Annotated in this window: 15 protein-coding genes and 1 pseudogene; 3 read left to right on the forward strand and 13 right to left on the reverse strand. The window is 46.2% G+C overall.

Annotation, left to right across the window (positions count from 1 at the left end):
• Nucleotides 1–53: 53 nt before the first annotated feature.
• Genes BUA14_RS24215 through trkA form a run of 3 tightly spaced genes read right to left on the reverse strand, consistent with a single transcriptional unit; the run spans nucleotide 54 to nucleotide 4366 of the window.
• Nucleotides 54–1511, reverse strand: a complete 1458-nt coding sequence (locus BUA14_RS24215; protein ID WP_072774935.1) for a TrkH family potassium uptake protein — start codon at nucleotides 1509–1511, stop codon at nucleotides 54–56.
• Between the two features lie 43 nt (nucleotides 1512–1554).
• Nucleotides 1555–3012 (reverse strand): TrkH family potassium uptake protein, encoded by a 1458-nt coding sequence (locus tag BUA14_RS24220; RefSeq protein ID WP_072774936.1) that lies wholly within the window; start codon nucleotides 3010–3012, stop codon nucleotides 1555–1557.
• 1 nt (nucleotide 3013) lies between these two features.
• Nucleotides 3014–4366 (reverse strand): Trk system potassium transporter TrkA, encoded by a 1353-nt coding sequence (trkA, locus tag BUA14_RS24225; protein ID WP_072774937.1) that lies wholly within the window; start codon nucleotides 4364–4366, stop codon nucleotides 3014–3016.
• Nucleotides 4367–4555: 189 nt separating this feature from the next.
• Here trkA and BUA14_RS24230 point away from each other — a divergent pair, with 189 nt between their 5' ends.
• Complete coding sequence (locus tag BUA14_RS24230) at nucleotides 4556–5137, forward strand: hypothetical protein (RefSeq protein ID WP_072774938.1); 582 nt, start codon at nucleotides 4556–4558, stop codon at nucleotides 5135–5137.
• A gap of 119 nt (nucleotides 5138–5256) precedes the next feature.
• Nucleotides 5257–6606 carry an MATE family efflux transporter gene (locus BUA14_RS24235; protein WP_072774939.1) on the forward strand — a complete coding sequence of 450 codons (1350 nt, stop codon included), beginning with the start codon at nucleotides 5257–5259 and terminating at the stop codon, nucleotides 6604–6606.
• On the opposite strand, the pseudogene BUA14_RS28895 reads toward BUA14_RS24235, so the two are convergent.
• The 8 genes and pseudogenes from BUA14_RS28895 to BUA14_RS24280 form a co-directional block, all read right to left on the reverse strand.
• A pseudogene (locus BUA14_RS28895) lies at nucleotides 6571–6763 on the reverse strand (hypothetical protein). The gene BUA14_RS24235 and the pseudogene BUA14_RS28895 sit on opposite strands and share 36 nt — an antisense overlap.
• 224 nt (nucleotides 6764–6987) lie before the next feature.
• Nucleotides 6988–8190 carry an LUD domain-containing protein gene (locus tag BUA14_RS24250; RefSeq protein ID WP_072774940.1) on the reverse strand — a complete coding sequence of 401 codons (1203 nt, stop codon included), beginning with the start codon at nucleotides 8188–8190 and terminating at the stop codon, nucleotides 6988–6990.
• Nucleotides 8187–9155: a (Fe-S)-binding protein gene (locus BUA14_RS24255; protein ID WP_178371804.1), complete on the reverse strand. Its 969-nt coding sequence runs from the start codon at nucleotides 9153–9155 to the stop codon at nucleotides 8187–8189. The genes BUA14_RS24250 and BUA14_RS24255 overlap by 4 nt, the downstream gene beginning before the upstream one ends.
• A gap of 238 nt (nucleotides 9156–9393) precedes the next feature.
• Nucleotides 9394–10155 (reverse strand): nickel pincer cofactor biosynthesis protein LarB, encoded by a 762-nt coding sequence (larB, locus tag BUA14_RS24260; RefSeq protein WP_072774941.1) that lies wholly within the window; start codon nucleotides 10153–10155, stop codon nucleotides 9394–9396.
• Between the two features lie 135 nt (nucleotides 10156–10290).
• Entirely contained in the window at nucleotides 10291–11043 is a 753-nt protein-coding gene (locus tag BUA14_RS24265) for an iron ABC transporter ATP-binding protein (RefSeq protein WP_072774942.1), read from the reverse strand.
• A complete protein-coding gene (locus BUA14_RS24270) occupies nucleotides 11040–12104 on the reverse strand; it encodes an iron chelate uptake ABC transporter family permease subunit (protein WP_072774943.1) in 1065 nt (354 codons plus the stop codon). The genes BUA14_RS24265 and BUA14_RS24270 overlap by 4 nt, the downstream gene beginning before the upstream one ends.
• Nucleotides 12101–13114: an ABC transporter permease gene (locus BUA14_RS24275; RefSeq protein WP_072774944.1), complete on the reverse strand. Its 1014-nt coding sequence runs from the start codon at nucleotides 13112–13114 to the stop codon at nucleotides 12101–12103. Before BUA14_RS24275 ends, BUA14_RS24270 begins: the two co-directional genes overlap by 4 nt.
• 19 nt (nucleotides 13115–13133) lie before the next feature.
• Nucleotides 13134–14147: a siderophore ABC transporter substrate-binding protein gene (locus BUA14_RS24280; protein WP_072774945.1), complete on the reverse strand. Its 1014-nt coding sequence runs from the start codon at nucleotides 14145–14147 to the stop codon at nucleotides 13134–13136.
• 415 nt (nucleotides 14148–14562) lie between these two features.
• Between BUA14_RS24280 and BUA14_RS24285 the strand changes: the two genes are divergently transcribed.
• A complete protein-coding gene (locus BUA14_RS24285; protein WP_072774946.1) occupies nucleotides 14563–14919 on the forward strand; it encodes a helix-turn-helix transcriptional regulator in 357 nt (118 codons plus the stop codon).
• Here the strand turns inward: BUA14_RS24285 and BUA14_RS24290 are convergent.
• Nucleotides 14916–15614, reverse strand: a complete 699-nt coding sequence (locus BUA14_RS24290; protein WP_072774947.1) for a response regulator transcription factor — start codon at nucleotides 15612–15614, stop codon at nucleotides 14916–14918. The genes BUA14_RS24285 and BUA14_RS24290 overlap by 4 nt on opposite strands.
• Nucleotides 15615–16548: 934 nt before the next feature.
• Nucleotides 16549–17994, reverse strand: coding sequence for a sensor histidine kinase (locus BUA14_RS24305; protein WP_072774949.1), 1446 nt, complete (start codon nucleotides 17992–17994; stop codon nucleotides 16549–16551).
• Between the last annotated feature and the right edge of the window lie 4 nt (nucleotides 17995–17998).

Raw genomic sequence — 17998 nt, forward strand, 5'->3', positions numbered from 1 at the left:
CAGCGTCCCTTCTTTAGTACCTGTAACACTTAAACCACACCATCATGCTCAGCTTACCAGCCGCCTTTGGTTCTCCAAAACTCGGGACGCAATAAAATGAGCAGGGTAAACAGCTCCAAGCGGCCAAGCAGCATACAAAGGGACAAGATAAATTTACCGAAGAGTGTGATACCTGCATACGTTGTGGTTGGACCTACTATGCCAAAGCCGGGCCCCACATTGCCCAATGAAGCGGCTACCGCACTCATGGCATCAAAAGGCTCCAGCCCTGTTCCCGCGATAATAATCGTAGCCAAAGCGAAAATCCCTACATAAAGGAAGAAAAACACACTGACCATATTGACTACGACAGCATCCACAGGCCTTCCATCCAGCTTGATGCTGGATACAGCCCGGGGATGCAGGCCGCGGGTTAATACGGCCCAAACATGCTTCGTAAGCAGCATGATTCGCGATACTTTCATCCCGCCTGTGGTGGAGCCGGCACATCCGCCAATGAACATCAGAGCCAGCAGAATTAACTTGGTGACAGCCGGCCATTGATTATAGTCCGTGGAAGAGAAGCCCGTCCCCGTAACCAGTGAGACCACTTGGAATAAAGCATGCCGCATGGCATAATCAGGCGGTTTATCGTGAGCCAGCCATAGTCCTCCCACAATCAGCAGGGTACTGCCTATGATAATGGCCAGATAGGTAATAAACTCCGTATTCCGCAAAGGCTTTAAACTCTTCTTCGTCCAAATCTCCAGATAGATACGGAAATTCCCCCCGGCAATCGTAATAAATAAGATCACCACAAGCTCAATCCACAGATTACCATAATGCATCATACTTGTGTTTTTGGTGGAAAATCCTCCGGCGGAAATAGTGGAGAAGCCATGGTTGACGGCGTCAAAGGGGCTCATTCCCGCCAGCATCAGCAGAGTGATGAGGACCATGGTCAAAAAGGCATAGATTTTCCAGATAGTAATCGCCGTATCGCGAATCCGGGGCATGGTGCGCTTGCTTAAAGGCCCCGGCACTTCGGCATTGAATAAATGCACCGCACCAAAGCCCGTACTGGGCAGCAAAATGATGAAGAGAACAATAATCCCGATTCCGCCCAGCCAGTGGGTGATGCTTCGCCAAAGGAGGATGGATAAAGGCAAGGCTTCAACATCATTGATCACACTGGAGCCCGTGGTCGTTAATCCGGAGACGGATTCAAACAAAGCATCGATAAAAGTCGGAACACTATCCGCCAGCCAAAAAGGCAAAGCCCCCAGCAAGGAGGTCAGCATCCAGGCCCCGCCAACAATGACAAAGCTCTCCCGAATACTCATTTTTTCCTGGGTAGGTTTTCGAAAATAAACCATGGCAGCACCAAGACAAGCAGTAATCAACAGGGTCAGCAAAAATGCCCACATGCTGTTTTCATTCTTAAAAGCCGCTAGGACCAAGGGAACGAACATGGTTAAAGCATATCCCATGAGAAGCCTGCCAACGATCCCTTGCACAAGCGAATAATTCATTTCTGTTCTGCTCCCTCACTTAAGATTCAACAGGTCAAAACCTCTACCAAATTTTTCGCCTTCGCCAAAATTCAGGACGAAAGATCATGAGCAGAGTAAAAAACTCCAAGCGCCCTAACAGCATACATAGTGTGAGCACCGCCTTGCCCCCAAGGCTGATCCCGGCATAGGTCGTCGTCGGTCCCACAGCCCCGAACCCCGGACCAACATTTCCCAAAGCGGCGGCTGCCGCACTCATGGCATCAAAAGACTCTAATCCTGTGCCGGCCATGGCGATGCTTGCTATAGTGAATGTCATGACATAGAGAAAGAAAAAAATCCCCACTCTGTTCAGGCTTTCTCCATCGATGACTTTCCCGTCAAGTTTTATACTGGAGACAACCCGGGGGTGAATCCCCCTCTTCAGTTCCGCCCAAGCGGCTTTGGCCAGCAGGATAAACCGGGAGATCTTCAGACCCCCTGATACCGAACCCACACTGCCACCAATGAACATAAAGAGGAATAAGATGATCTTGGTCATAGAAGGCCACTGCGCAAAGTCTGCCGAAGCATACCCTGTGGTGGAAAGAAGAGAAGCTGCTTGAAATAAGGCATGGCGAAAAGCATCCTCCGGCGAATTTCCACTACGAAACCACAGGCTTCCGGCGATCACCAAAGCTGCAGCCGCAATCAGCGCCAGATAAACCAGCAATTCCGTATTACGAAAAACTTTCATGGTTCTTTTCCGCCAAAGGCTGAGATAAATGGCAAAATTGACACCGGAAAGGATCATAAAGAAAGTAATAATCATTTCAATAGCCAAACTATCGTAATACATAATATTGTTATTTTTAGTGGAGAAGCCGCCGGTAGCTATGGTGGAAAAGGCGTGGTTGACGGCATCCAGGAAGGTCATGCCGGCACTCCAGAGGAGCAAGGCACAAAGCGCTGTAAAAACAAGATAGATCTTCCATAAAGAAATAGCTATATCGCGAATCCGTGGCATCATGCGGTCATTGGTCGGTCCAGGAACCTCGGCATTAAAGAGAAGGACCGAGCCCATGCCGGCTTTCGGGAGCAAGACGATAAACAGAACGATGATGCCCATTCCCCCCAGCCAATGGGTTAAGCTCCGCCATAAAAGGAGAGATTGGGGTAAAATCTCCACATCATTAATGACGCTGGCCCCGGTTGTGGTAAGGCCTGATACCGTCTCAAACAAAGCGTCCATATACGTGGGCACCACCTGGGCGAACCAATAAGGCAAGGCTCCCGTGCAGGAGGCGAGCAGCCAAGCCCCGGCCACCACGGCAAAGGCTTCACGGACACCCATCTTCATTTCAGGAGTCTTAAACCGCTTCATAAGCAAAAAGCCTGGAATCCCGGTAATCAATACCGACAGCAGGAAGGAAGTGATACTCCACTCCCCTAAGGCGATGGCCAAAATCATAGGGATACACATGGCTCCTGCATATAAAACCAGGAGCCTGCCCAGCACCCCCAGAATGACTGGAAGGTTCATCTTATTTACTCTCCAATTTATTCTCAAATAACCGGACAACAGTGGGAACCGTATCCGGCAAAGCAAAGACAATGACTCTGTCTCCGGGCTTGAGCACAGTATCTCCGTTGGGGATGATAATTTCTTCATCGCGAACGATACTGCCGATCAATGAATTCCTGGGAAGTTTGGCATCTCTCAGTTTTTTATGGGTCACCGGGCTTGAGGCAGGGATGATGATTTCCATAGCTTCCGCTTTGGCACCCTCGAGAAGAGATACGGATACCACATCCGAACGGCGTACATAACGCAGGATAACCCCGGCCGTAAGAATACGGGGTGACAGGACAACATCGACCCCTACTTTTTCCATGAGAGCAATATAATCGGGACGGCCAACCCGGACAAAAGTCCGCGGCGCCCCCAGATGCTTCGCCAGTAAAGCGATCAGAAGATTGAGCTTATCATCATCAGTCAGGCACATGACCGCGTCCGCTTCTCCTACCCCTTCTTCCGTTAATAAATCAATATCCGTTCCTTCCCCGCATAAAACCAAGCCCTCATCCAGGGTTTCCGCCAGTTCCTGGCAGCGTTCCAGATCCTTATCGATGATCTTCACGGATATGTCGGACTTTTCCAGGATCATGGCCAAATGGCGGCCGATTCTGCCGGCCCCAATAATCAGGACACGTTCTACTTTCGACTTTCTGACCGTAAAATGATCTTCAAGCTTCTTGATTGCGGATACTTCCCCGACAAAGAAAGCACAATCATTGGGTAAAAGCATATCCGAGCCATGAGGAATCAACATACGGCCATTTCTTAAAATACCCGCCACCAGGGTATGGGAGGGTAAGGTCAATTGGGTTAAAGATGTGTTAATCAGCTTCGAGTCAGAAGGCATTTTTACTTCGATCATCCTTACCCGGTCTCCGGCAAAGTCTTCCACATCCAAAGCGGAAGGGGTGAGAAGAATACGTTTTATTTCCAGGGCGGTGACCATCTCCGGATTGATAGTCAGGTCGATCCCCAAAGCTTCATTAAATTTAATCTTATCCTTTTCAGCATACTCCTGATTTCTGACCCGGGCAATGGTCCGTTTAATTCCCACTTGCTTAGCCGCCATGCAGGCAATCATATTAACCTCATCCATATCGGTCACCGCAATCATCAGATCAGCTTTGCGGACTTCAGGATCCAGCAGCACTCTCGGACTGGCGCCGTTTCCGGGGATCGTCATGACATCCAAAGTATTTTGCACAATGGCCCTGCGTTCTTCATTTTCTTCAACGACAATAACCTCATGATCTTCTTGGGTTAAATACTGAGCCAGACTATAACCGACTTTACCGGCTCCGACGATTACCACACGCACTAAAATAACCTCCATCACACCAAATCAATTGCTTAGAATTTCCTTTCATATCATCATAGTACAAGGCTCAGGTTCTATCAAGTCCAACCTGCTGCCGAAAACCGTCAAAGCAGGAAAAATATCCAGAAATGAATGTTTCCTCCCCATAACTCATAAATATAATTGCAAAAAAATAATTTTGGGGGAAGTATGCTGAAGAAGATAAAAAAGCCTACCTGGTCAACTTTTTTGGTTTCCGGATCGACGGCAGTTTTCGCCATCATATCCCTGATCAGCGTTTTTATAACCATCAATACCTGGCAGACCCAAAGAGAAGCAGCCCGGCCTTACTTTACCTTTAAAGAATCCCCAAGCATTCAATTAACCCATCAAGTCAGTTTTGAATTTAAATTTGTTAACACAGGCACCCACCCGGCCACAGAACTCACCAGCAAGGCCCTGGTCTTTCATGAGAATTTACAGGAACAGCCCATTTTAATCGATACCTATAGTGTAGTGAACGATATTCCCAGAGATACCGCCACAAGCCTTCTCTTATATCTCAATCCCAGCCAGCTGGATCCTGCCGCTTCCGACCTGGATGCTCATTATATCGTCATCAATTTAGATTATAGAGATCCCATACTTAAGGAAACCTATCATCAGATCATCTATCTCAAATGGCCCGGGGTAAATAATGGACATGTCCAACCCCTGATTCACATGGAAGCAGGTGAAAAAACGCAGGTTATTCAATACATTCAGAACAGAGAGCTTCTTTCCCTTCCTTAGCGAACATGCTAAATTTTAATTTAGGATCCTTTACTGCTTGATTTTTACCCCGCATTTGATAAGATGTTCATCATGCAGGCGTAATTCTGGCGTAATTTTTAGGAAGGGATCCTGTTTTTATGGAGCAAATCACAACACTAAAGCTAAAAGTTCACCAATTCATTCATATTCTTCTGCCCATTCTGATTTCCCAGGTCGCTTTGTTCTCCATGTCTTTTTTTGACACGGTAATGTCGGGACAAGCCAGCTCCGTCGATCTGGCCGGAGTCGCCATCGGTGCCAGTCTATGGGCCCCTGTCAGCACCGGATTAGGCGGGATATTAATTGCGATCACACCTATCGTCGGACATTTATTAGGAGCCAGAAGAAAGAACGAGGTTCCTTACAATGTTCTGCAAGGAATTTATCTGGCCCTGGCCATCTCTTTCCTTTTAATTCTGGCGGGAAGCATGAGCCTGGATGGACTGCTCTCCCTTATGAACCTGGAGCCCCAGGTGCGTCTCATTGCCCGGGGGTTTCTTACTGCTATCGCTTTTGGCATTCCTCCCTATTTTATCTACCAAGTGTTGAGGGGCTTTATTGATGCCCTGGGGTATACACGCATTACCATGCTGATTACTCTCCTCTCCCTGCCCGTGAATATCTTCCTCAATTATGTCCTTATCTTCGGCAAATTTGGGTTTCCGGCCTTTGGCGGCATCGGAGCCGGCATCGCTACTTCTATAGCTTATTATTGCTTGATGCTCATTGCTCTGCTCATTATTCACTTTCATCCCTATTTTAAAGAATTTGCGATCTTCAAACGCCTCCCCCCACTCTCCTGGAAGACCTGGCTGAAGCAATTGAAAATCGGCATCCCCATCGGTTTTTCTATCTTCTTCGAGACCGGCATGTTTTGCGCGGTAACCCTGCTCATGAGCCGCTTTAATACCGTAACTATAGCCGCCCATCAAGGGGCCATGAATTTTGCCTCCATGATCTACATGATTCCTTTAAGCTTTTCTATGGCTTTAACGATCCTGGTCGGGTTTGAAGTAGGGGCCCGCCGCTATCATGATGCCCGCCAGTATTCCTTGATCGGGTTGGCTTTTTCCTTCTCCATAGCCCTTCTCACCGCTCTCCTGCTTTTTCTGTTCAAAGAGCAAGTGGCTTTGCTCTACTCCAAGGAGTGGGATGTAATCCTCCTGGCCAAACAATTTCTCATTTACGCCATCTTCTTTCAGTTTTCCGATGCCCTGGCCACGCCCATTCAAGGGATTCTGCGCGGTTATAAGGATGTCAACCTTCCTTTTATCACCTCCCTCATCTCCTATTGGTTCATTGCCCTGCCGGTTGGTTATTTTTTGGCGGCTTATACCAGCTTCGGAGCCTTTGGCTTCTGGATTGGCCTGATTTCGGGAATTACTGCCAACGCTTGCTGCCTGTTGCTTAGGTTAAGGTATATTCTGCGTCGACAGCTCGCTGTTTAATCCCAAGTGCCCGCAAACTAATTCTCCAGGATTTTGCTTTACACCGTTCGCTCCATAAGCTGCGCGGACAAAACTAACGCTCAAGCTCTCCGCTCCTAAAGGTATCCGGCTAAATCGGCTCCTGCCTCATAGCCGGTTGGAAACGTCCTGTTTCCAACCTTTCTCCGCTACGTGCTTTTCGCGAAGTTTTGTTTCCACTCGCTTAAATTCGCTCCCTTGTGTAAATCAAAATCCTTGGGCTGCTTTTCGGGTCTGAGGGATGCAGCTAATCTGCGTAGAAGTCCGATATGCAAAACTCCCCTTGAATTATGGTGTTCCATAATCCAAGGGGAGTTATTTCGCTATCAGATTTCCCATCGCTCAGAGAAGCTTTGACTGATTTTACTCCATCACTTCGCCGCTTGCCAGGCGATTTCTTAATTCTCCGATCATATTGGGCACCTCGATCTGCATGGGGCAACGCTCCACACAGCGCCCGCAGCGCAGACAGGTATGGATTTGCGGTGCGGTAGCCTCTAATCCTCCGGAAGTAAAGACATTCCAGATGGTGCCGATACCGCCCAGATAGGTTTCGCCAAAGGTTCCCGCCGTGATCTGGAAGACTGGACATTCATACATGCATCCTCCACAGCGCAGGCAATGGGATGCTTGTTTGAAGTCATCATCCACAGCCATTTTCTCCCGGCCGTTATCGACGAAGATAACATAAAACTCTTTGGGGCCGTGGGCGCCATAAGTGGTCACTTTTTCGATGTCCCCGGTTTTGCTTGGCCCGGTGACGATATTGACATAAGAAGGCACACCATACTGGGCATACCGCCAGGTCACTTCAGCGACTTTCATCGCTTCCTGGAAGGTAGGCACCAATTTTTCGGTTCCTACAATCATCAAGTGAACCGGAGGCACCGCTGTTGACAAGCGCACATTGCCTTCGTTTTCAATGATTACAAAAGCCCCGGTGTCGGCCGCCACCACATTGGCTGAACTGATGCCCACATCAGCGGTAAAATATTTTTCACGCATAAACTCCCGGACAATGGCTACCTCTTTGGCAATATCGGGCTCCACTTCTTTGCCAAAGAATTGGGTAAAGATTTCCGCCACCTTTTCCCGGGGAATATGAATCGCCGGGGAAAGGATATGCATGGGACGATCTTTTTTCAGCTGGAGGATGAATTCCCCGAGATCCGTTTCCCAAACCTCAATGCCCTCTTCCTCCAAGTACTCCCGGAGATGGAGTTCTTCCCCTAACATGCTTTTGCCCTTAACAACAGTCTTCCCTTTACCAATGATCTCCGCAGCCATCACTAAGGCTTCCTGTTTATCCTTGGCATAAAAGGCTTTCCCTTTATTGCGTTCAACCGCCTCCATGGCCTGAGCAAGCAGTTCCTGCCGCTGAGCGACAGAACGGCGTTTGATTTCCCGCACTTCTTCAGCGAGAGCCGGCGTATGGGGAAAACGCTCCATGGTGCTGTCCGTGGTTTCACGATAGGCTTTTACCGCCCGGGAGATGGCTTTGCGAATATTCTCATCATGCTTGGCACGATCGATCTCTTTGGAGTACTCTTTAAATTCTTTTCTCATCCCACTATCCCCTTATATAAGAATTCGATCAAGTCGGCAATGCCATGTTGCTCCTTTTTATCTATGGCACCTTGCAAAGAAGATAGACAGTACGGACAAGAGGTTAAGATGAGGTCCGCTCCGGTATCCTGCAGCTCCACAACCCGTCTTTCCGCTATGGTATGAGACAGCTCCGGGAACATGAATTTATTGGGACCGCCGCAGCAGGTTGTCCAGGCGCGGTTGCGCATGGGTTCCTTGAATTCAACCCCCATGGCAATCAGGATCTCCCGGATCTCCTCCGTAACCCCTAAGTCACGGGCCAGCCGGCAGGAATCATGAATCACAACGGATTGCTGTGAGTCTATTTTTGGTAATTTGTGCCTTTGTTCCCATACCAACTCAACAAAAGTCTTCACTTCCAGATCATGATGAACTCCGAACTTGGGATACATAATCTTTATGACTTCCGCGGCATGAGGGGAAAGGCAAACCATGGTCTTGGCCTGGGTTCCTTTAAGAACTTTAGTGACCTTTTGGGCATAGGCGGCAAAGTCATCCCAATAGCCCAGTTCATACAACAAAGCCCCGCTGTAGAGTTCCTCATCCCCTGAATAGCATAGATCATAGCCCAAACTTTGCAGAATCCGTGCCGCTTTTAAGGAGACTTGATTAAAGCGCTCTTTGTCCGAGGCCAGTACGGAAGCATAGATCTTCTCAGGGGCGATGCCCGTTTTTTCCACAATGTTCCGCACGCCCATCAGCATGGAAAAGCCGGCACTGTTGGGATCCATAACGGTCATGGTTTTCACCAGGGAGTCTATATAGGGAAGAAGCTGATACTCACCACCGGTATAAAAAAGAAGATTCCCTGTCTTGGGTAACTTAAGTTCCTTAGCCCAGGAAGAAACTTCGCTTCCCTTGAGAGCTAAAGGATTGCCGTATTTGACAATATTACCGCGAATTAATTCTAATACAGGTGGCATCTTGCGCTCCACCGTTGTCGGCATTTCAATGGGATTGGTTGCCACTACATCCACCGCCTTCTCCGCTGATCGTTTGATTATAGATTACTTAAAACAAGATGTCCTTGTAAACACAAAGTCTCTATGTATTATGTATTATTACACCATAATTACCTAGAGAATGGATACAAAGAGAATTATACTATAGCTTATTCCTCTTTTTCAACACAAAAAGTATAGCTTTATTTTTAAATGTACATCATACTTCCCCAGTATGGATAGCTCGGATAATGGAATTGGCTAAAACTCCGGCTCCAAAGCCATTGTCGATGTTGACTACTCCTATTCCGGCTGAACAGCTGTTCAGCATAGCCAGCAAAGCGGCTAACCCTCCAAAACTGGCTCCATAGCCGACACTGGTAGGGACAGCAATCACCGGCTTATCGGTTAACCCGCCCACCACACTGGCCAGGGCCCCTTCCATGCCAGCGACAACAATCAGAACCTGAGCCTCATCCAGCCTCTCTTTATTATCAAAAAGCCGGTGAATGCCTGCTACACCGACATCGTATAACCGCTCTACCTGACATCCCATGATCTCCGCCGTTATGGCGGCCTCCTCCGCTACCGGCAAATCCGCTGTCCCGGCACTTAAGACCAGAATTCTCCCTCTCTTGGGAATCGCCTCTTTAACAACGGTGATGACACGGGCCAGCTCAGAATAGGAAGCCTCAGGGATAGCAGCCTGCACCGCTGCATAGACTTCAGGCGTGGCCCGGGTGGCCAGGATATTATGGCCACGCTGACCAAGGTTCGCTAAAATTTGAATAATATGCTCCTTCGCTTTCCCCTGACAAAAGACGACCTCAGGAAACCCATTGCGCAGAGCCCGGTGATGATCCACTTTGGCAAATCCCAAATCTTCATAAGGCAGATTTTTAAGCTCCAGCAGGGCACTGTCGCAGGATATCTGACCATCCTTTACTCCCTGCAATAATGCTCTCAATTGTTCTTCGTTCATCCCTTACCTCCATGACCAATGATGGTAAATTATAGCACATTTAGACGGTGATTAAAAATCAAAAAAACAGAAGAGACCGCTCATCGTGTGAGCCGTCCCTCCTGACACTTCTTCAACTATCGTTTTAAATTATAACTAATAAATCGCTACCGGCCCATGAGGTCCATCAATAATTTCGATTTTCGTTTCAAAGATATCTGTCAAAACTTCTGGATCCATCACCTCTTCTACTGTCCCAAAAGCGGCAATCCGACCATCTTTCATAGCACAGATTCGATCAGAATATTTCGCTGCAAAATTTATATCATGGAGAACAGTGAGAATTGTTCTGCCAAATTCATTAGCAGCATGCCGCAAATGCTCCATCATTTGCACAGAACGAGCAACATCAAGATTGTTCAGAGGTTCATCCAAAAGCACATATTCAGTCTCCTGACACAAAACCATAGCTACATAAGCCCTTTGCCTTTGACCACCGGAAAGCTCATCTAGATATCTGCTTTCCAGATCAGTCAAACCTAAAAAATCAATATATTTAGAAATAATCGCCTCATCCTCTTTTGTTAATCTTCCCTTTGAATAAGGGAAACGTCCAAAGCCAACGAGTTGTCTGACCGTAAGCCTTGTTACAAAATGATTTTCTTGTCGTAAAATAGTCAAAACTTTGGCTAAATCTGCTGATTTAGATTCAGAAACATCCATATTGGCCACCTTAATTTGGCCTTCATCCATATCCAAAAGTCTTCCGATCATCAAAAGTGTCGTCGACTTTCCAGCGCCGTTTGGTCCAATTAATGAAGTAAGACCGGCTTTGGGTATATTAATATGCAAAGGTCCTATTTTCACCTCATCAGTATACACCTTTTTAACCTGATTAATCTTTATCATAACGTTCCCTTCCTTAAAATCACAATTAAAAATGTTATGCCGCCAAACAACTCGATAATAATTGAAACCACACCTTGAGCATTGAATATATGATACATAAAGAAGTAGGCAGCCGTTATGATCAAAAACCCTATGGCAAGAGCCATGGGAAAAATATATCTGTGATCATAAGTTGGTGCCGCTTGATAACACAAGGTTGCCACTAAAAATCCATAGAAAGTAAGCGGTCCGACCAAAGCCGTGGAAATTGACATCAAAACAGCAACCAATATAAGCGTATAAATAACGCTGAATTGCTGATTAACCCCCAAAGAAGTGCTGGGATTCTTGCCAAGGGACAATACATTTAATTTTTTAGAATAAGCAAGAAGAAGTAAGGCGGCAATGATGACAACGGGAATTGCCACAGGAAAGTATCCAGCATCCGCATTATTGACAGAACCAAACAACCTGGTCAGTAAAATATCAAATTCAGACGGCGCAAGCAGCCTTCTCATAAAAGATGATAAAGACTTCAGCCCGGTGCCAATAATAACCCCAACCAAAAGCATAAGTTGTAAATTTCCATACTTTCCGGAAAGCAACCAGCCATAAAGTATCAAACACATCAGGACCATAGCCACAACTTGAAAGACAAAGGAGCCAACACCATTAAAACCTATAAATGCACCGGCACCAAAGAAAAATATTGTACTCGTATGAATTGTTGAGTAAAGTGCTTCAAAACCTAAAAGTGAAGGAGTAATAATCCGATTATTCGTAATCGATTGGAAAGCAACCGTCGACAAACTCTGACAGACTGCAGCAATGATCATGGCAACAAGAGCTACCAGCCTTCGTTTAACAACCGGGATAAAAGAAGGGGAATCTATCGGAACCGGATTGTTATAAACCAAAAGTCCATAGCTGGCAAAAATCCCCAAAGCAATCAATGTTATCAGCAATATCCAATAACGTTTTTCCTCTTTCTTAGAGCGAAAAGCTCCGGCTGATCTATTTTCATGATGAAGGCCGGCCTCGATTTCGCTGTTTTCTTTATGACTATAGACTAATTCGCTCATCTTAGCCTCCTTTGTCTCAATAAAATAGCAATAAACAGGACTGCTCCCACTGTTCCAAGTATCAAAGAAACAGGTACTTCAAAAGGCATGATGATGATTCGAGAAATTATGTCACAAAGTGTTATCGTACCCATTCCCAACACACATACCCAGGGCAAATTACTTCTAAGATCATCGCCTCTATACATGGAAACAATGTTAGGGACAATTAAACCTAAAAAGGGCAAATTGCCAATAACAGCTGCCACAATGCCAACTGCAAATGAAATAAGGGCAGTACCAAGAAGAACTATCCTATTATAATTTAAGCCAAGACTTTTTGTAACATCTTCCCCCAGCCCAGCTAAGGTCAATCGATCAGCATAGATAAAAATAAGAACAGTAGCAATAATAATCAGCCATAAGTATTCATACCTGCCAATTTGAACCGGTGCAAAAGAACCTACAAACCAGGTTTCAATATTTTGCGTCATATGAAAAACCAGACCAACAAAAGTGGAGACTGCAGATATAACTGCTCCCAGCATCATCCCAATAATGGGAACAATTAAAGACGAACGCAGTTTAACTCTTCTTAAGAACAAAAAGAAAATCATCGTTCCTATAAAAGAAAAAATGATGGCACCCGTCATTCTTAGAACTAAAGTGGGCGCAGGAAAAAACAAATAAACAAAAACAAGCCCTAAACCTGCCCATTCAATAGTTCCTGTTGTAGTAGGTTCAACTAAACGGTTCTGTGTAACAAGCTGCATTACCAGACCTGACATGGCCATGGCTGCTCCAGTAAGCATGAGTGCCGCTGTTCTTGGCACACGGGTTATGAAAAACATTTCCCTTCCATCCGCTTGTCCTTTTAGATCATAAACTCCAGTAAACAATGATATAATACCGACAGCAACAACAGCCAGAACCGCTAATGCAAAAGGTTTTGTCCATATTTTATTGTGATTATAACGTTGGGGCTGAGAATCCTCAGCCCCGGTCATTTTTTGTATGGTATTCCTCGGCACTACGTTATACTCCTTTATACTACTTAGCTAAAGCCTTGGCGAGTTCTTCAAATAACTCCAGATAAGTTTGTATTGATTCATTTGTGTAAGTATCTTTTGGTGCATAGACTATCTGTCCTTTAGTAACGGCAGTTGTTTTTTGCAGAGCAGGTGATTTATCGATAACATCCTGAGCCGGAACTGCATCAGTCATCGAAGATACCGCAGCATCACGATCCAGTACAAAAATCCAATCAGGATTACTTTGGGCAATAGCTTCAACAGAAATATCATCACCTTGATGATCCGAAGAGGCACCGTCAATTTTTAATGCCGGAGTCCAGCCAAAAATTTCATACATTGGTCCCCAAACACGTCCGGAATGAGGAGCTGAAAAGCCAATATTTCCACCGGAAACCACAACGCTCATCACTGTATCCGTCCCATTATAGGCAGACTTAGCCTCTGCGATAGCTTGATCAAAATCAGCTACCAATTGTTCAGCCTCTTTATTTTTATCGAAAATTTGCCCCAAAGCGATTGTAGAATCCTTAAGTCCATTGACTAAGTTTTCTCCAGGTGCATCCGCTTCTGTAGAAACATCAAAATTAAGATCAATAACAGCTGCATTGGGTACTAGCTTTTTGATATCTTCATAATATCTGGCAAATCTTTGACCAATAATAACAAGTTCAGGGTCTACAGCTGCTATAATTTCAAGGTTCGGCTCGCCATGATTGCCAATATTCTGAACTGATTCATCCTTTACATAGGGTGAATCTGCAGGCATTACAGGCTTTGGCACAGCCGCTAGTTCAATTCCCCAATCAGATAACGTTTCAAACGTTCTATTATCCAAAGCAACCACATTCTTGGGATTTACAGGAACAGTAACGGTTCCATGAACATCAGTGATTTCAACCGTTGAAGCTTCGCTTACTTGATCATTGCCTTGAGGGTTAACAGTTGGATTGCTTGAGTTTGTGCAAGCTGTCAACATCAAAGCAAAAGTTGCCATAATAACGGCTGATTTAAAAAATTTAGTTTTTCTCATACATCTCTCTCCTTAAATATATAAGCATTATTGACAAGCAGATTATTGAATTGATGAATCAATACCTATGTAATATTTTTTTATGATTTAAACCTTATGCGTATCACCTGCACTCTCTTCTTTGATTCCTATCTTCATACTGGAAAGACGTCTTTCACCAAAAGATACCTGATACTTCAAGCTTGATACTACTGTCTGCCGGTCAGGACACTGGGGCGCCATATTTAAACTCTTGCGCCGTTGACTATAATTTGGTATATTCAAAGAAGTAATTGATAATAAGTATCATTGTCATTACAACTTTATTAAGACTATATCATCACCCATCCCAAAAAATCTTAACTAAATTTGTTTTTCCCAGGTGAAGTTATACACTTTTCTTATTTGAATTTAAACGGGTTAAAAGGAGGCGCTTATGGACAAAAAAAGAACTATAAACCCACCGGTTTATAGTCCTCATGTAAAAAAAGCCGTCGATTTTACTTTTCAAAACCTCAACGAAGAATTAAGCCTGGAAAGGATCACCGGGCATCTCAATCTCAACAAATCCTATTTTTGCAAGCTGTTTAAGCATCATATGGGTACGACCTACACCAAATTCGTCAACGAGCTGCGCATTGAACAAGGTAAACAGCTATTGCTGGAAACAGAATTATCCATTCTCGATATCGCCCTTGCTCTGGGGTACAATAATCCTAATTACTTTATCAAGGCATTTAAGCAGCATTTAGGAACCACTCCCCTTAAGTACCGCAAAGCAAGGGAAATCTAAACTCGAAAACGATAGCCTGCTCCCCAGACGGTTTCAATATATTGGGGCTTGGAAGGGTCTATCTCCGTTTTCTCGCGAATCCGGGCAATATGCACAGTAACCGTTGCCGAATCCCCTAAAGATTCCAATCCCCAGATCCGCTCAAAAAGCTCTTCCCTACCAAAAACCCGGTTGGGGTTTTGCGCTAAATATAACAGCAAGTCGAATTCTTTCTGGGCAAGGTTCACTTCCTGATGGTTAACAAAGACTCGCCGTGAGTCTTTTTCGATTTTCAGCCCCCGGATGGTAATGGATTGGCGTTTTTTGATCCCGGCATTAAAACGTTCTTTAAGCCGTTCATAATTTTCAATATGGGCTTTGACCCGGGCCACCAGCTCCCCCGGACTGAAGGGCTTCGTGATATAGTCATCAGCTCCCAGGCTTAAGCCTTTGATCTTATCGATCTCCTCTTTTTTGGCTGAGACCAATAAAACGGGAATATCCTTATCCTCTTTCATACTCTTGAGAATCTCCAGTCCATCTAAGCCGGGCAGCATGATGTCGAGAATGATTAAGTCGAATTCGTTGTTCTGGATAGCTCTCAACCCTTCTACTCCGTCCGTGGAGAGAGTGACATCAAAACCTGCCACCTCCAGATAATCTCTTTCCAGCTCAGCAATACTGGAGTCATCCTCGACGATTAAAATGTGTTTCATGTTTGGCCCTCCTTGAGTAGCGTTTTCTTGCGTCCTTGAGTATTCTCCCTTGAATCCTTGGGTATTCTTATGGTGAAATATCTGGGTCGCGTAGCTTTACCCACAACGTACCTTCGGGCGTGAGCTCCTGAAACCCTCCACTGGAGGCTTTCTTCATCGGATCTCACGTACTCCATAGCTCCGGAGCTGGTCAACTCGCCTTCTTAACAGCTCCACCAAACCCCGCTGCTTTCTGCATGTTAACCGTGGCTCCGCTATGTTAAGAAGGCCTCGTTGACCCGGCCGCTCCTCCGCTAAAGCCGTTACCTTCGGGCGTGAATCCTAAAACCTTCCACCGGAAGGTTTCTTCTCCGGAGTTCACGTCTTTTGTGTGCAAAGCTACGGCTTGCAAGTCTTTTCAGTCCACATTATGAGCCTTCTGGGGATCTTTTTGGGTTCTCCTCAGGACAGGACCTTCTCAGGGCTCTTCCCTGAGCCGCCGGTCATGCCGCCAGCGGCATCGGCGAAAGCTGCAAAAACCGACGGGGACTGACCTTATCCCGTAACACCTTCTCAAGCCTTATCCTTCAACGCCTTTCTCAAGCCTAAACCCTGAAGCCCGAGAAGCAGCCCAAGGATTTTGCTTTACGGGAGGAAGCGGATTTAAGCGAGCGGAGACAAAACTTCGCGAAAAGCACGCTGCGGAGAAAGGTTGGAAACAGGACGTTTCCAACCGGCTATGAGGCAGGAGCCGATTTAGCCACGAAACCCGGACGAGGGTTTCGCCCAAGCCGCCGCGCCACAGAGAACGACTTAGCGGCGCAGGTGGACCTTTCGGAGCGGAGTGCTTTGAGCGTTAGTTTTGTCCGCGCAGCTTATGGAGCGACCGATGTAAAGCAAAATCCTGGAGACCTACTCCCCAGACCCAAAAGGCACGCAAGATGTGAAATGCGGCTCACCCCTCACCCCGGGGCAGCGAAATAAGCACACTGGTCCCTTTGCCCTCCCGGCTGACAGCCCATATCCGGCCCTCATGCCCTTCCACAATCTGTTTGGCGATGGCCAGGCCCAGGCCGCTGCCTTTGATTTCAGTGCGGGCCGTATCCGAGCGATAAAACCGCTCAAAAATCTGAGCCACATCTTTTTTCGGTATTCCCCGGCCATTATCCTTAATTTCAATGATGATGCTGGAATGGGTTTCCCGCAAGGATAGGGTGATGACCCCCTCTTCTTTATCCATATACTTACGGGAATTATCGATGATATTGAGAATGACCCGCATCATGCGTTCCCGATCCAAGGGAATTTCCTGAGCTGTAGTAAGCTCAGATTCGAAGAGGATTTTAATCCCGTTTCTCTCCATCTCCGGTTCTATTTCCTGAAGTCCGTCATCTAAAAATTCCCCGATATTGGTTTTTTCAAAACTAAAGGGAATTTGATTAAGATCCAGTTTGGCATAGAGCAGCAAGTCGTCGATCATGGTATCCACTTGCTCTGCCTTGCGGTAAATTGTCTTTAAGTATTTTTCTTTCTTCTCCGGAGAATTGGCAATCCCGTCCAGCAGCCCTTCCACATAGCCTTTAATGGAGGTCACCGGGGTCTTTAAGTCGTGAGAAATACTGGATATGAGCATCTTGCGGTTATCCTCATATTTAAGCTGGGTATGCACAGAATTCTTTAACTGAATACGCATGCGCTCAAGGTCGCGGCAAAGTTCCCGCACCTCTTGGTCCCCTTCTTCGACGATTTCATAATCCAAATTGCCTAAGGTGATTTCCATGGCCGCTTTCTGCAGGTTGTTAAGGGGGGTAAGAATTCGCAAGGAAAAATAGTAGGAGGCAATGGCATTGGCGCCGATAAAGGACAAAAGGAACACCAAGCCGCTGAAGACTAAAAAATTCGTCATATCAAAGGAGGCCGGATTGATCGGAACAAGGAGATAAAGAGTAGTTTGCTTCTCCCCTTGCGCCTCGTCACGAGATACATCAAAGGACTGGACAGTGTAAGACTGAGTTCCCAAATCCACCCGGGCACTGCGGAATTGTATCGCCGGTTTCTTCAGTTTAACCACATCGATGGCCGTTAAGCTGCGTGAGGAAAAAAGCACCCTTTCCCCTTCCAGCACCACGACTTCGCCATCCAGGATATCCATCCGCGCCTGGAGCTCCTTTTGAAAGGAGCTGTCCCTGATCTTCTCAGGATTTTGGCGAAGAACACTATTCTCACGGCCGACTAATTCCATAGTCAGCTGAGCAACCTCCTGAGTATTCTGAAAGGCCTGCTCCGTGTCCGCCAGCTTGCCGGCAATGTAAATATAAGCCATAGCACTAATAACCGTAATCATCACCGGGAGGATTACGGTTAAAGCATTGGCTGAAATAAGTCGTCCTTTCAGATTCATCCTG

Origin of the sequence: Desulfitobacterium chlororespirans DSM 11544, assembly GCF_900143285.1 — a bacterium.
Taxonomy (GTDB): Bacteria; Bacillota; Desulfitobacteriia; order Desulfitobacteriales; family Desulfitobacteriaceae; genus Desulfitobacterium; species Desulfitobacterium chlororespirans.